Source organism: Roseateles sp. SL47 (assembly GCF_026625885.1).
Lineage (GTDB): Bacteria > Pseudomonadota > Gammaproteobacteria > Burkholderiales > Burkholderiaceae_C > Roseateles.
In genome coordinates, this window is record NZ_CP113068.1 from 1,139,796 (window position 1) to 1,154,641 (window position 14,846).

General features: G+C 65.7%; 8 protein-coding genes. 5 read left to right on the plus strand and 3 right to left on the minus strand.

Annotated features, from left to right (window positions below; all coding sequences use genetic code 11):
• The first annotated feature begins 228 nt into the window (after window positions 1-228).
• The 5 genes from OU995_RS04995 to OU995_RS05015 all read left to right on the plus strand — a co-directional run bounded on the left by OU995_RS04995 (window position 229) and on the right by OU995_RS05015 (window position 11,062).
• Window positions 229-1,296: an L-dopachrome tautomerase-related protein gene (locus tag OU995_RS04995; protein WP_267834410.1), complete on the plus strand. Its 1,068-nt coding sequence runs from the start codon at window positions 229-231 to the stop codon at window positions 1,294-1,296.
• 169 nt (window positions 1,297-1,465) lie between these two features.
• Entirely contained in the window at window positions 1,466-1,912 is a 447-nt protein-coding gene (locus tag OU995_RS05000; RefSeq protein WP_267834411.1) for an SRPBCC family protein, read from the plus strand.
• Window positions 1,913-2,416: 504 nt separating this feature from the next.
• A complete protein-coding gene (locus OU995_RS05005) occupies window positions 2,417-4,603 on the plus strand; it encodes a protein-disulfide reductase DsbD family protein (protein WP_267834412.1) in 2,187 nt (728 codons plus the stop codon).
• Between the two features lie 140 nt (window positions 4,604-4,743).
• Entirely contained in the window at window positions 4,744-5,409 is a 666-nt protein-coding gene (locus OU995_RS05010; protein ID WP_267834413.1) for a redoxin domain-containing protein, read from the plus strand.
• 142 nt (window positions 5,410-5,551) lie between these two features.
• Window positions 5,552-11,062, plus strand: coding sequence for a diguanylate cyclase (locus OU995_RS05015; protein WP_267834414.1), 5,511 nt, complete (start codon window positions 5,552-5,554; stop codon window positions 11,060-11,062).
• Between the two features lie 13 nt (window positions 11,063-11,075).
• Here OU995_RS05015 and OU995_RS05020 read toward each other — a convergent pair whose 3' ends face one another.
• The 3 genes from OU995_RS05020 to OU995_RS05030 all read right to left on the minus strand — a co-directional run bounded on the left by OU995_RS05020 (window position 11,076) and on the right by OU995_RS05030 (window position 14,523).
• Window positions 11,076-12,032 carry a TIGR02285 family protein gene (locus OU995_RS05020; RefSeq protein WP_267834415.1) on the minus strand — a complete coding sequence of 319 codons (957 nt, stop codon included), beginning with the start codon at window positions 12,030-12,032 and terminating at the stop codon, window positions 11,076-11,078.
• 416 nt (window positions 12,033-12,448) lie between these two features.
• Entirely contained in the window at window positions 12,449-13,459 is a 1,011-nt protein-coding gene (locus OU995_RS05025; protein WP_420714811.1) for a sulfate ABC transporter substrate-binding protein, read from the minus strand.
• A gap of 116 nt (window positions 13,460-13,575) precedes the next feature.
• Window positions 13,576-14,523 carry a CysB family HTH-type transcriptional regulator gene (locus OU995_RS05030; protein ID WP_267834416.1) on the minus strand — a complete coding sequence of 316 codons (948 nt, stop codon included), beginning with the start codon at window positions 14,521-14,523 and terminating at the stop codon, window positions 13,576-13,578.
• Window positions 14,524-14,846: the final 323 nt, after the last annotated feature.

The window sequence follows — 14,846 nt, forward strand, 5'->3', positions numbered from 1 at the left end:
ACCTCGGATTGAAAGAGGTTCAAGCTGAGCGTAGTTCATTGAAAAAGCCAAGGGCCGCAGACTGCGGCCCTTTCCACTTTCAGCACACGCATCATGCCTTTCCATCGGACGCCCTCCCGTCGAGTTGTCAGGACCAGAAGCCGGAGCCATCCGGCGCAGTCGACACATGACCGCTTCATCGACGGCCTTCGTCAGGCCCTCCGATTTGCGGCGCTGGGGACCGCGCTGGTGCTGTCCACGGCCCATGCACAAACCCGGCCAGCGCCTCACCCCGAAGACGTCTCACCGACCCACCGGATCGGCGACCTCGAAGTGGTCGCCGAACTGCCCATCCGCCCCGGCAACGTCGCACCGGCCGCAGGTGGCCGCGTGTTTGCCACGGTGCACCCCCTCGGGGCGCCAGCCGCCGCGCAACTGATCGAGATCACCGGGGCCAACAGTTATCGCGCCTGGCCCAGTGAGGTGCTGCAGCGCGGCACCGGGGCCTCGGCGGACGATCGGATCGACTCGCCGCTGGGCCTTCTGGTGGACCATCGCGGCCGGCTGTGGGTCATCGACATGGGCCTGCAGTTGGGCAAGACCCGGCTGTGGAGCTTTGACATCCGTAGCGGCCAGGTGCTGCACCGCATCGAGCTGCCGGCAGACCTCGCGCCCAAGGGCAGTTTCATCCAGGATCTGGCCGTGGATGAGGTGGGCGGATGGGTGTATTTGGCCGATATTGCCAATCCTGGCCTGATCACCATCAACATCGCGACGGGTGAAAGCCGCCGGTTCGGCGGCCATGCTTCCGTGCAGGCCGACCCGAAGGCCCGCATGGTGATTGGCGGGCAGGAGATCCAGTTCCAGGGCGCACCCGCCCAGGTGGGGGTGAATCCGATCACCTTGTCGGCCGACCGCAAGACGGTGTTCTACGGGGCCATGAACGGCCAACGCTGGTATGCCGTGCCAGCCCATCTGCTGCGGCCGGGCGTGAGCGATGAACAGACCGCTGCCGGCATTCGGCAGGTGGGCGCCAAGCCGGTCTCCGATGGCGCCGCCACCACCCCGGACGGACGCCATTTCTTCACCAATCTGAATGCCTCCGGCATTGATGTGCTGGACAGCAAAGGCCAACTGAAGCCGCTGGTGCGGGACCCTCGGCTGGACTGGCCGGACAGCGTCCATCACTTCGAGGGCGGTTGGTTGTATGTGTCGGTGAACCAGCTCTACAAAACGCCGGCCTTCACCGGCGGTGCGGATCAAGGCAAACCCCCCTACCGTGTGATGCGGGTGTGGGTCGGTCAACCCAGCCGTTGACGCCATCACAGTGAGCACCAAGGGGGTGTCCAGGGGGGAGGCGGGGCCGCCCCGTCTTCTCCTGGCCCACACAAGGGGATATGGTGGGCCGATGGCCCCCCAGGGGTGCCGGCATGCCGACGGGTGTCGCACATGCTGCAAACGTGACCCACACTTGATTGGAGACAGCATGCCGCACACCATCCACCTGCACCGTGTCATCAAGGCGCCGCCTGAGCGGCTGTACCGGGCTTTTACCGATCCGGCGGCGATGAACAAATGGCTGCCGCCCCATGGATTCGTCGGGCAGGTTCACGACATGGATGTCCGCGTGGAGGGGCGCTGGCGCATGTCCTTCACGAACTTCGCGGGTCAGGCCGTCCATAGCTTCGGTGGCGAATATCTGGACGTCAAACCCGGTGCGCGGCTGCGCTACACCAGCCGGTTTGATGACGCCAAGCTGCCGGGGCAGATGACCACCACGGTGGTGTTCAAGGCTGTGTTTTGCGGAACGGACCTCGACATCACCCAGGAAGGGATTCCGGAGGTGATCCCACCCGAAGCCTGTTTCCTCGGCTGGCAGGAGTCTTTGCAACTGCTGACCTTGCTGGTGGAACCCGACATTCCGAACGCCTGACCCAGGTCGGACGGTATCGGTCCAGGGCGTTGCCGATGTCACGGGATGTCAGGGGCTGTCAGGGTCTGGGCATTTTTGGAGCGCTGAAGCGCCGTCGACCTGCGACCCACGCCTTGACCTTGTCGTTTTTTCCTGAGGGCTTGAATCGACCGCAGGGCATCGTTTTGGGGTGTCGACGTTTTTTCGAGCCCATTTCGTCGGTTTTGGGGCGTTCTGCAGAGGGTTCGCGCGGTCCCTCCCGCCCTCCACCCCACCGCACCAGCGCCGGCCCCCTTCACCACCACGCACTGTCCAGATTCCCCGGGTTCAAGGACATCCGACCTGTCGCACTCTCCGAAGAACGGAATCTCCGCGATTCCAACCCGCGTATTTCCAGGACAGAAGGAAGTAAGGAAACAAGGAGACGTTATGCAGAGGCCACCTTTGGTTCATCAGGGAAGCGCGTTGTCGGGCTATTCCTGAAGCGGTTGTGAACAGACCGATCTGCCCCTTAGCATCGCGGCCATGCGTGCCTCTCTGATTCCTGTTGTTCTGGCCCTGTTGGCACCCCTCTGGGGGGCGGCCCCATCGGCGTTGGCGGCCGGACCTTCATCGCCCTCTCCGTCCGCTGTGGGGACGTCGGATCGTTCGTCCACCGATGAAGTCAGCGTCCGCCTGATGTCGGCGGCCCGTTCCGTTCAACCGGGGCAGACCTTGCTGGTGGGGCTGGAGCAGCGCATCGCTGCGCACTGGCACACCTATTGGCGCAACCCTGGCGATTCTGGACAGCCCACCAGCATCCAGTGGACCTTGCCGACAGGTGCGCAGGCGGGTGAGATCCTGTGGCCGGCGCCGCAACGTTTTGATGTGGGGCCCATTACCAATTACGGTTATGAGAACCAGACGGTTCTGCTCACCGAAATCAAGCTGCCGTCGACGCTTCAGACCGGTTCCACTGTGCAACTGCAAGCCGAAGCCACCTGGCTGGTCTGTCGGGATGAATGCATTCCGCAGCAAGCCACCTTGGTGCTCAAGCTGCCGGTGACCGCGCAGGCGGTAGCGTCGGCCGACGCCAAGGCCTTGCTGGACACCCAGGCCGCGCTGCCCAAGGCTGCACCGTTCACCGTCCATGCAGCGGTGCAGGGGCAGCAACTGGTGGTCAGTTGGCCGGCGGATGCTGCTCTCCATGAGCAGGAGGTCAGTGCGGACAAGACCCTGTTCCTTCCGCAGGATTGGGGCCGTATCCAGCATGCGGCCAAGCCTCAGATCGAACGGGTCGACGGCCAGTGGCGGTTGCGCATGCCCGTTGGGGAGCAACCTGCCCAGGCTGGCCAGACGATGGAAGGGCTGCTGCTGCTGCCAGGGAAGGCCTGGGCCGTCAAAACAAGGGTCGACGGCCTTGCAGGCAGCGCCACAACCGCCCCGTCAACCACCAGCGCCCCCACCGATGCAAGGACTCCCCTCACCGCCACCGCCGCCCCGGACGCCCTGAGCCTCTGGGCTGCCCTGGGCCTTGCCGTGCTGGGCGGGCTCATCCTCAACCTCATGCCCTGCGTATTCCCGGTGCTGGCGATCAAGGCGCTGAGCTTCCTGCACGGCGACGCGGGTGAACATCGTCGCCAGGGCCTGGCCTACACCGGGGGCGTGCTGGTGGCCTTCGGGGGGCTGGCTGCCGTGCTGCTGGCCCTGCGCAGTGCCGGATCCAGCGTCGGTTGGGGCTTCCAGTTCCATTCGCCGGTGTTTGTCCTTCTGTTGGCCTGGCTGATGTTTGTGCTGGGCCTGTCGCTGGCCGGTCTTCTGCAGGTGGGGGCAGGCCTTGCCGGCATCGGCCAGGGCCTTGCCAGCCGTGGAGGTCTGGTGGGCAGCTTCTTTACCGGCGTGCTGGCCACCATCGTGGCCACCCCCTGCACCGCACCGTTCATGGGCGCTGCCATGGCCTATGCACTGGCGCAGCCGCCGCTGCAGCTGTTCCTGGTGTTCATGGCCCTCGGCATCGGTCTGGCCCTGCCTTACCTGGCGCTGGCGTTCTGGCCGGCCTTGCAGCGGCGCATGCCGCGCCCCGGGCGCTGGATGGAGGTGCTCAAGCAAGGTCTGGCCTTCCCCATGTTTGGCGCCGCGATCTGGCTGGTGTGGGTGCTGGCACAGCAGGCAGGGCCGCAGGGTGTGCTGCTGGCGCTCTCCGGCATGGGGCTGCTGGCGCTGGGCATCTGGGCCCATGGCATCAGCCGTGGCAGCGCGCGGGTCGGCCGATGGACCGGCGGTGTTGCTGCATTGGCTTCGGTGGCGGCTGCGGCCGCGCTGCTGCCGATGCTTCAGCAGGAGGCCAATGCCAGCCAGCCGGGCTCGGCGCCCAGCGCGGCTGCCCATGAGGAAGCCTATACGCCGGAACGCCTGGCCGAACTTCGTGCCCAGGGCCAACCGGTGTTTGTGAATCTGACCGCCTCGTGGTGCATCACCTGCCTGGTCAACGAGCGGGTGGCCTTGTCCACCCCCGAAGTGAAGCAGGCCTTCCAGACAGGCGGCATCACCTACCTCAAGGGCGACTGGACCCGTCAGGATGCCCGCATCACTGAACTGCTGGCTCGGCATGGCCGCAGCGGCGTCCCGCTCTATCTGTTCTATCCGGCTGGCACGGGTGACGAGGCACAGGTGCTGCCCCAGATCCTCACGCCGGGCATCGTCACCACGGCGTTGCGCGGCAGTGCCACCTGAGTCGTGTGCTTGCCTGAAGCCAGCCCCGCCCTGTGGCGGATGCCAGCGAAGGTGTTTCAAGCCTGGTGGTGGAAGACACCGACCCGGCAGTTCCCTGTGTTCCACCTCGCGCCCCCGGCGCGCTCTCTGGAGATCGATCCATGAAGCTGACCTTCTCGACGAATGCCCCGAAGTTTTTGGGCCACGGCCTGCATTCGGCCACACGGCGCGGCCTGCTGATCGGCGCTGCGCTGGTCGCCGTGATCGGGCCGGTACACGCACAGGCTCAAATCGACCAGGCGGCTCCGGCATTCAGCGCCACCACGGCGGATGGCAAGACGCTGTCGCTAGACAGCCTGCGTGGCAAAACGGTGGTGCTGGAGTGGACCAACCATGATTGCCCCTACGTGAAAAAGCACTATGGCAGCGGCAACATCCCGGCGCTGCAGAAGGAGGCCGCCGTCAAGGGGGTGGTCTGGCTGCAGGTCATCTCGTCCGCACCGGGCCAGCAGGGCCATGTGGATGGTCCGACCGCCATCAAGCTCAACGAGCAGCGCGGCGCCACGCCGGCCAACACGCTGCTGGATCCCAGCGGCCAGATCGGCAAGGCCTACGGTGCGCAGACCTCCCCGCACCTGTTCATCATCAACCCGCAGGGCGTGCTGGTTTACAAAGGTGGTATCGACAGCATTGCCACCGCCAAGACGGAAGACATCGCCAAGGCCGAGCCCTATGTCAAGACTGCGCTGACCGAACTGACGGCGGGCAAGAAGGTCTCGCAGGCCAACACCCGTCCCTACGGCTGTTCGATCAAGTACGCGAGCTGAAGCCTGCGGCGCCTGCGCTTCCTATCCTTCGGATCGACCCGCCTGCTGCTCTAGGGAGCGCTCCCTCATTCGCGGTGCCCCCCGTCAACGGGTGGCAATGATTCAACCGCTAAAGTCCGTACAAAAGAAATCGGGCAGTGCGATGACGGAAGAACGGCAGGCGTTGGGAAAACGTCCGTTCGCTGAGGGTGTGCTGGAACCTCCGGTGCACCTGGGGCGACGGACGGAAGTGATCGGTGTGCGTGTGGCTGAAGGGCGAAGCGCGCTGCTCAAACTGCTGCGCACCCCGCAGCCGTCCGTGGCCGACATGGCCCGGCTGCGTCGGGAATTCGAACTCCCGCAACGCCTGGACCCCCGCTTCATCCTGCGCCCGACCGCCCTGACCGAGCACGCCGGTCGCGCCGGTCTGCTGTTCGATGCGCCGGAGCTCGCCGGCGCGCAAACCCTTCGGCAACGACTGCGCCAAGGCCCACTGGACCCCCAAGCGCTGCTGCGCATCGCCCTGGACCTGGTCGACGCGCTTCAGCACCTGCATGCCCAGGGCCTCATCCATCGCGACCTGGGGCTGGGCCAGGTGGTTCTGCTGGAGGGGGCGGGCAGCATTCCCGGCCGTGTGCGCGTGGCCGACCTGGGCCTGGCGGCCGAGATTGATCGTGAACGTCCCCTGGTCCAGAAGGCTGAACTGATCGAAGCATCGCTGGCCACGCTGGCGCCGGAGTTGACCGGGCGGATGAGTCGTGACGTGGACTACCGCGCCGACCTCTACAGCTTCGGGGCCTCCCTGCTGGAGGCACTGACCGGCGCGCCGCCCTTCCCCGTCAACGACCCGGCCAGCGCCGTCCATGCCCATCTGGCACTGCCGGCCCCACTGGCCACTCGGCGCAACCCCCGCGTGTTCGCGCCGCTGGCTGCGGTGGTGGCACATTGCCTGAACAAGGAACCCGAGGCACGTTATCAAAGCCATCAGGCGCTGCGTCAGGATCTCCAGCTCTGTCTGGCCGCCCTGGAACAGGGACGTGCATTGCCGGGCTTCACGCCGGCCCGGGGTGACATCGCCCTGCGCTTCCAGGCCAGTGGGCGGCTCTACGGACGCGAAGCCGCGCTGCAGCAACTGGCCCAGGCCTTTGAGCAGGCCGCCCATGGGCAGGTTCGCGGCGCCGGGCTGGTGGCCATCGCCGGCTTTTCGGGCATTGGCAAGACGGCGCTGGTGCTGGCCTCGCAGCGCAGCCTGCTGGCGCAGCAGGGCCACTTTGCCGCTGCCAAGTTCAACCAGTATGGCCAGGACCGCCCGTATGGTGCGCTTTTGCATTTGCTGGCCCAGCGGGCCGCCCAGGTGCTGGCGCTGCCCGAGGCCTTGCAGGCACCCTGGCGTGAGCGGCTGCAGGCATTGCCCGGCCCGAATGCCGCCGTGCTGGCCGGGGCCGTGCCCGAACTGCTGCCGCTGCTGCAGCCGGTGCAGGCACTGGTGCCGGTTGGCCCCACCGAATCCGAGAACCGATTCCTGCGCACCGTCAGCCAGGGCTTTGCCGCCCTGGCCCGAGACGGCGAGCCGCAGACCTTCTTCCTCGATGACTGGCAATGGGCCGATCGAGCCTCACGCCGCCTGCTGCGTGAATGTCTGGGCGATGCCTCGCTGACGCACAGTCTGTTCATCCTGGCCTACCGGGACAACGAAGTCCGCCCCGGTCATCCGATTGCGCAGGAACTTCAGGAACTGCGGCAGCAACTGGGAGAGCGTTTCACGCCGCTGCGCCTGGGCCCGCTGGGGCTGGACGACAGCCGCCAGTTGCTGGCGGACAGCCTGCACCGTGCCGGGGAACCCGACGATGCTGCGCTGTTGGAATTGGCCAGCCTCTGCCAGGCTCGCACGGGGGGCAATCCGTTTTTCATGCGCCGCCTGATGGAAGACCTCTGGCGGCGCGGCCTGTTCCATTTCGATGCGGCCCGGCAGCGCTGGACCTTCCTGCTGGAGCGGATCGCCGCCACGCGCATGGCCGACAACGTGGTGGCGCTGATGCTGGAGCAATTGGAGCAGTTGCCCGAAGCGACCTGCGAAGCGCTGAGTGTGGCGGCGCTGTTGGGCGCCACCGTGGATCTGGAGAGCCTGTCGACGGCCATGTCGGCCGACCCGACGCAGTTGGCGCAAGCGCTGCTGCCGGCCCTGCAGGCGCAGCTGTTGGTGCCGGCCAGTGCGCTGTACCGCTATGGGCCGCAATTGCAGGGCCAAGCCAGTGACGATGTTCGTTATGCCTTTGCGCATGACCGGGTGCAGGAAGCCGCGCTGCAGCGCATGGCTGCGGCCAGTCGCACGGGGCTGCATCTGCGCATCGGAAGGCTGCTGCGCCAGCGTCACCAGACGCAATCACCCCAACAGCCGCTGCCGTATGCGGTGCTGAACCATCTCAATGCGGCCCGCATGCTCCTGCGTCCTGGTGTCGACGACGAGGAGCGTTCGGCGCTGGCCGAGGCGAACCGCGCGGCGTCCCGCCGGGCGCTGGAAGCGGCCGCCTTCGAGCCAGCGGCCGACTATGCGGATGTGGCACTGGAGCTGGCCCCGGAGGGCCCCGCTGTGACCACCTGGCGCCACCATGCTGCCCGCGCTGCTTATCTCGCCGGCCGGCCGGAGCGGATGGAATCGCTGCTGACCGAAGCCCTGGCAGCGGCCGCCACGCCGGCCGAACGCGCGCGCCTGCTGGAGGTGCGGATGGAGGCGTTTTATGCCCAGGGCCGGCTGGCCGATACCGTCAGCCTGGGCCTGGAGCTGTTCGAGCTCCTCGGTGCCGCGCTGCCGCAACTCGATCCCGGCCAGCCGCAAGCCGACCTCGCGCGCATGCTGCGACAACTGCGCGAGGACATCGAGACGCTGGGCATCGACACCCTGGCCGCACAAGCGCCGATGCAGGACGAAGGCTGGCTGCTGCAGATCTCCATCGCCGCCAAGATGACGGCCGCCGCCTACATCGTGCGTCCGGCGCTGCTGCCCTTGCTGACGGTCTTCCAGGTCCGTCTGATGGTGGACCATGGCCACGTGCCGCAGGCGCTATCGGCCTATTCGGTGCTGGGCCTGATGTGTGCGGAGTTCCTGGCGGACTACCACTTCTCGCATGCGATCGGACGCATGACCTTGTTGCTGGTGGAGCGGCATGGCTGGGTGCAGGCGTTTGCCCATGCCGGCTTCTCGTTCCATTCCTTCCTGAGTCACTGGGTCGACGGACTCGCGTCCAGCATGGACGGCTTGATGCAGACGCATCGCAATGGCCTGGAATTCGGCAACTTCCGACATGCCGGGCTGGGGCTGTATGTGCATGACGTGCACGCCTTCCTCAGCGGCCAGCCCCTGCCGCACATGGAGACCATGCTGGACGAGCATGTGCAGCGGCTGCAGGCTATGCGGCAACCGGTGGCGCAGGACTACACCCAGGCCCTGCTGGCGCTGGTCCGTGCCTTGCGCCAGTCACCGTTCAAGCCCGCTGAACTGCCAGGTCTCGCCACCATCACACGCACCTACCAGGAGCGGCAGGATCTAACCGGTCTGATGTTCCTGCACGGCTGGCAGGCGGTGATCGCCTGGGTGGGCAATGACCCGGCGACCGCGTGGCGGCATGCCATTCAGTCGCGCGAGCTGTTTGCGGCCGGGCGCGGCATGCATGCGCAGTCGCTGTTCCTGTTCATCGCGGCCTGGGCGAACCAGCAGTTGGCCCTCCAAGGCGAGGCGCCTCGGGACCCGGTCCTGGTTGAGCAGGCGTTGACGGCGCTGACGCGCTGGAATGACGCCCGGCCGGGGCATCTATCGGCCCGGTTGCTGTTGTTGAAAGCCCAGGCGTGCGAGGGGGATGCGCAGGTCGATGCGCTGCTGGCCCAGGCCCTCATCGCCGCCCAAGCGCCCGGGCAGCCCGCCATGGACCGCGCCGCCGTGTTGCGCGCGCAAGCAGACGCCTGGGCGCATCGCCACCCCGATCGAGCGGCACAGGCACGCCAGGACCTGCAGCAGGCCTGGCAGGACTGGGGCATGACGGTCGCGGTGGTGCCAGCCGTCTCCCTTCCTTCCGCCCCTCCACCGTCCCTCACCGAGGGGCTTGTGTCGCACGCCTCCAGCGATCCTCATCTGGGTGATGCCGCCGACCTGAGCAGCCTGATCAAGGCCGTGCAGGCCATCAGCAGCCAGCCCGACCTTGCGGCCCTGCTGCGGCGGCTGCTGGAGGTGGTGGCCGAGAACGCCGGGGCGCAGCGTGCCGCTGTGGTGCTGGCCAGCGGCACCTCTGGCGCCTCCGCATCGACGGCCGCCGGTGCATCCACCGGGATCGCCGCCGGGAGCTCAGCCATGACGCCTGCAAAAGCGATCTGGCCGCCATGGGTGCTGCAGGGCGAAGTTTGCATGGAGGGCCCGGTGCCGGTTCATTTGCAGGAACAACTCGCGCTGGACGCCGCCGATCATCAACTGCCCACCGCACTCATGCGCGAAGTGCTGCGGACCGGACAGCGCCTGTGGTTGCCGGACGCGAGCACTCCGGACCAGCACCCCTGGTTCCGGCGAGGTGTCTCGCCTGCACGTTCGGTGCTGATCCTGCCGCTGCTCAAGCAGGGCCAGACCGTTGGTGCGCTGTATCTGGAGAACCGCGCCGTGGCCGGCGTGTTCACCGAGGCGCGCGTGAGTTTTCTGGAGCTGCTGTGCGCCAACGTGGTCAGCGCGGTCGATAACGCGCGGCTGGTGGCGGAACTCCGGGACCTCAACACCAGCCTGGAACAGCGAGTCGCCCAGCGGACCCAGGAACTGGTGGACAGTGAGGAGCGCCTGCGCGCCGTCCTGGACAACGCGCCGATGCCGATGGTCGTCACCCGTCTCAGGGATGGTCTGATCGTTTATGGGAACGGCCCATCCGTGGCGATTGGCGGTCATTCGCTGGAAGGCCTGGTGGGCAAACCCGCCTTCTCCTTCTACCGCGACCCGGTCGACCGTGACCGCATCCAGCAACGCTTCCGGGAACAGGGTCGGCTGCAATCGGAGGAGGTCTGTCTGTTGGCCGCCGACGGCAGTGAGCGGTGGATGCTGCTGTCGATGGTGCCGGTGAGGTATGACGGTGAGCCCTCGGTGCTCAGCACCTTGGTGGATTTCACCGAGCGCAAGCGGCTGGAGATTGAACTTCAGCGCCTGGCCACCACCGACGCGCTGACCGGGGCGTTCAATCGACGCTGCTTCATGGAGCGGGCCGAGGCGGAACTCGCCCGCAGTCGGCGTTATGGGGCCGCGTTGTCGTTGGTGATGATGGACGTCGACCACTTCAAGCGGATCAACGACACGCTGGGTCATGCGCGTGGGGACGACGCGTTGTGCCGGGTGGTGCAGGTGTGTGCCCAGCTCGTGCGCAAGCAGGATGTGCTGGGTCGGGTGGGGGGTGAAGAATTTGCGTTGCTGTTGCCGCAGACCTCGCTGGAGGAGGCTCACCATCTGGTCGAACGTCTGCGGGAACGCATTGCCAGCAGCCGGATGGATGACGGCCACCATGGCATGACCGCCGTGGTGTTGACGGCCAGTTTTGGTGTGACCGGCATGCGTCCGGACGACACCAGCATCGACGATTTGTTGGGCCGTGCGGATGAGGCGCTCTATCGCGCCAAGGCGGCTGGGCGCAATCGGGTGGAGCGCGCGGCCTGAGCCGCCGTCGGCATCACGGCACCAGCCGTGATGGCCGCGCTCGCTCCCGGTAGAACTGGTCGAACTGGGTGGCGTAATGGACCTGCGTCTCCGGCGTCAGCCATCGCATCAACCCCTTGCGCAGGGTCGCGGCCCCTTCCGGCCGGCCCAGCGCCCGGTCCAACCCTCGGATGGCGGACCAGCCCCAGGCGGTGCGAGGGCAGGCGATGCCGGCCATGACCAGGTCGCTGGCCCCGACGATGGGCACGGTGACCAGATCCTTGGGGTCTCCCATCATCATCAGGGCCATGTCCGAGTCAATGGAGTAGTCCGCGCGATCCAGGCTGATCATCTGCAGCAGGCGCCCGCCGAAATCGCGGGGCGAATAGAGCGCGACATTGCTGTTCGCCGGACGATGCGCCAGCATGTCGTCAATGGCGGTGCCATAGCTGCGGCCGTCGACCAGCGCGCCACGCAGGGTCTCGTCGGCCAGCAGCCGGGGCAGCAGCACCTCACCGGAGGGCATGCGCGGCAGACGGTTCAGGCGGTCCCGCCGGACCACCAGTTGCGGAGGCGGCGTGAGCTGGGTGTTGGTGAAGTAGGCCATCTTCTCGCGGTCTGGCGTCCTCACGACATTGGCCCGGCACACCTGCTGGCCGTCTTCCATCATTTGCCAGCTTCGTTTGGTGTTGGCAATCAGGATGTCATGCTGCACCCCGGGCCACCAGACCTTGAAGTAAGTCACCAGGCCGTTGGTCACCCCGTGAGCGCCTGGTTGAGCGGCGGCGGTGTTGTCTGACGTCAGCCACACGATGCGGTCGATCGCGACCGGCGCGGGGGCCAGCTTCGGTGCAGGGGTGGGCGTCGTGGGCGGGGACGCGGAGGCCGGCAGGGGCTGGGCCTGGGTCGGCAAGGGCAGCAGCGCTATAAGGGCCACTAGGGCCTGAAGGGCGCCATGGGCCACAAGCGCGGCCGGGGCGGCAAGCGTCACAAATGACGGGAGAGCTGCCCACCCAAGTGGCGAACGCCGTGTCGTGGGGCCAGCCGCATGGACGGCTGTGACAGGCACGCCGCTGGACCGCTGGCCGGGCGTCCAGCTACTGGGGCAAGCCTTGAACATCAGCGGCTTCATCCGCGTCGCGAGAAAAATGACAACGTTATCCACGGCCAACAGCATAACGGGAGAGCCCCACCCTCATCATCGGTGGAATGCCCACCAACGGGGGGCGTTGGTCCTGGCTCACTGTAAGCCATGAGAGACAGGCCAGAAACAAAAAAGGCCCCGCCAGCGTGCTAACGCCAGGGCGGGGCTGCTCTTGGAGCAAACGGTCTGGATGGTGTCAGCCGTGCGGTAACAAGGCCTCGACCGACCGAGGAGACAAACGGTTCGGTAGGAGACGCCAGCAGTCAGCGGGCGAGGTTGATCTGGTCGAAGACGCCGCCGTCATCGAAGTGCGTCTTCTGGGCATTGCGCCAGCCGCCGAAGACCTCATCAATCGTCACCAGTTTCACCGGTGCAAATTGCTTGTCGTACTTCTGAGCGACCTTCGGGTCACGGGGACGGTAGTAGTTCTTGGCCGCAATCTCCTGGCCTTCCGGCGAGTAGAGGTATTGCAGATAGGCCTCGGCCACCTTGCGGGTGCCCTTCTTGTCGACATTCTTGTCCACCACCGACACCGGCGGTTCGGCCAGGATGGAGAGGCTGGGGGTCACGATCTGGAACTTCTCAGGCCCCAGTTCCTTCACCGCCAGGTAGGCTTCGTTTTCCCAGGCAATCAGCACGTCACCAATGCCGCGCTCCACAAAGGTGGTGGTGGCACCCCGTGCGCCGGAATCCAGCACTTTGGTGTTGCCGTAGATGCGCTTCACAAAGGCCTTGGCCGATTCGGCATTGCCCCCCGGCTGCTTCAGGGCATAGGCCCAGGCCGCCAGATAGTTCCAGCGGGCACCGCCGGAGGTCTTCGGATTGGGCGTGATCACGTCCACACCGCTGCGTGCCAGATCCGGCCAGTCATTGATGTGTTTGGGGTTGCCCTTGCGCACCAGGAACACAATGGTCGAGGTGTAGGGGGCGGCATTGTTGGGCAGACGCTTCTGCCAGTCGGCGGGCAACAGCTTGCCGTGGTCGTACAGGGCGTCGATGTCGTAGGCCAGCGCCAGCGTCACCACATCGGCATCCAGGCCGTCAATCACCGACCGGGCCTGCTTGCCCGAACCGCCGTGGGAATTCTTGATGGTCACCGTTTCGCCGGTCTTGGTCTTCCAGTACTTGGCAAAAGAAGCATTAAAAGCCTGGTAGAGCTCCCGTGTTGGGTCATAGGACACATTCAACAGGGTTGTCTGGGCCTGAGCCAGCGCGGCACCCCCTAGCAGGGTGACGGCGGCAAGCAGCGATATGGAGCGGCGAAGAGCGTTCACAGGAGGTGGTCGGTTGATGGTGGGGAGTGCCCACTGTAGGCAGGCATACGAAAAAAGGGAACCAATAAGTTCTGCTTTGCTTTGCAGTTTCAGCGGGACCAACGGGACCAACAGGATCAATCGGCCAGGGCGTGGCTGGCACGGGCCTGTTGCACCACTGATCGATTCAAGGGCGGTGCAAAGGTCTCGATGAAGGCGTAGACATAGTCCCGCAGATAGGCATCCCGCCGCACGGCCAGCCGGGTGAGGTTGTCAGCAAAAAGATGGCGGGCATCAATGGCGCGGAGTTGGCGGTCCCGTTCCTCGTCATAAGCAATCGCCGCGACGATGCCGACACCCAGGCCCAGTTCCACATAGGTCTTGATCACGTCGGCGTCCATGGCCACCAGCACCACATTCAGATCGATGCCAGCGGCTGAAAATGCTTCGTCGATATGGCCCCGGCCGGTGTAGCCGCTTTCGTAGGTGATGATGGGATGGCGGCCCAGTTGCGCCAGCGTCAGCGGCTTCCCCTCCGCCGTTTCAAGGGCCAATGGATGGTCGTGAGGCACCAGCACCGTGTGGGTCCATCGATAGCAGGGCAGCGTCAGCAGTTCCGGATGCTGCGCCAGCGCTTCGGTGGCAATGCCGATATCCGCTTCACCGTCCATCAACAGCCGGGCCACCTGCTGCGGTGTGCCTTGCTGGAATTGCAGGCTCACTTCTGGATGGGTGTTGCGGAAGTCCCGCACCGCTGGCGGCAGCGCATAACGTGCCTGGCTGTGCGTCGCGGCAATGCGCAGATGGCCGCTGTCGGCGCGGGCGAAGTCCTCACCCGCCCGGCGCAGGTTCTCTGCTTCCCGCAGCAATCGTTCCACGATCGGCATCACATTGCGGCCCGGTTCGGTCAGGCCGGTGAGGCGTTTTCCTGCCCGAATGAAGATGTCGATGCCCAATTCATCCTCAAGTTCACGGATCTGACGGCTCACACCCGGCTGGGAAGTGTGCAGGGCCTGGGCCACTTCAGTGAGATTGAATCCGCGGCGTTGTGCCTCGCGAACCGAACGCAGTTGCTGGAAATTCATCTTCGATCATTTCATTGGCTTATTCGGTTTCATTATTCGAATCCACCCCTAATCTGTCCTCCAACAAATATCGATAAGCTTTTCTCGGATGTGGTGATGCGCTTATGCTGCTGTCTCAGGGGACAGACATGAGATCTCACGCCATGACGTGGATACACCGAGCTGCACTGCTTGTTGCGGTGTGTGGCGCTGTGCATGCGGCAGCGGAAGCAGTCAGCCATGCAGGATCCGACCCAGTGACCGTGCCGACGAGCCCAGGGCCAAGCCCAGGCCCTGGCCCTGGCAGAGCGTCGTCACCGACACCGGGGAATGAGCGTATCGTC